The organism is Paenibacillus phytohabitans (assembly GCF_013141775.1).
Lineage (GTDB): Bacteria > Bacillota > Bacilli > Paenibacillales > Paenibacillaceae > Paenibacillus_AQ > Paenibacillus_AQ phytohabitans.
Map to the genome: position 1 here is coordinate 1 of NZ_WHOB01000057.1, position 707 is coordinate 707.

The 707-nt window shown below is 44.4% G+C and carries 1 protein-coding gene; it reads left to right on the forward strand.

Features of this window, described 5'->3' with window-relative positions; translation table 11 throughout:
- The first annotated feature begins 112 nt into the window (after window positions 1–112).
- Complete coding sequence (gene tnpA, locus GC101_RS18050; RefSeq protein WP_171718367.1) at window positions 113–586, forward strand: IS200/IS605 family transposase; 474 nt, start codon at window positions 113–115, stop codon at window positions 584–586.
- Window positions 587–707: the final 121 nt, after the last annotated feature.

Here is a 707-nt window from a genome sequence, read left to right on the forward strand (position 1 = left end):
GCGCGAAACAAAAAACCACCCGCTATGCGGGTGGAGGGGACGAGGGTTTGACCACCAAGACCATTCCGATAGAATTGAGATGTTCAGGCTCAAAGGAAAGGAATGGTCAAAGATGGCAAACAAGAGCTATAGTCTAGCTCACACGAAGTGGATGTGCAAATACCATATCGTGTTCACCCCGAAGTATAGACGGAAAGAAATATATAATCAAGTGAGGAAAGATTTAATCGAAATCTTCAAGCGTTTATGTAAATACAAAGGGGTCGAGATCATAGAGGGACACATGATGCCAGATCACGTGCACATGTTAATAGCGATACCGCCGAAGATCGCCGTGTCCACGTTCATGGGATATCTGAAGGGAAAAAGTTCGCTCATGATCTTTGAAAAGCATGCGGGGTTAAAGTATAAGTATGGGAATCGAAAATTTTGGGCGGAAGGGTACTATGTGAGCACGGTGGGTTTAAATGAAGCCACGGTAGCCAAATACATCCGTGAACAAGAAGCACATGACCAAGCCATAGATAAATTGAGCGTAAAAGAATACGAAGATCCATTCAGTGACAAAAGGAACAAAAAGAAATAAGCCCGTTTAACGGGTGAGTGAAGATGACAAATTACACTGAGCCTGAACAAATGTGTGGTCAGGCTAGCGTCTTTAGGCGCAGTTTGGCAACAAGGGGTTATACCCCTAGAGCAAACCACCC

Coding starts and splice junctions, on each gene's coding strand:
- tnpA (WP_171718367.1), top strand. CDS start 113: ATGGCAAACAAGAGCTATAGTCTAGCTCACACGAAGTGGATGTGCAAA.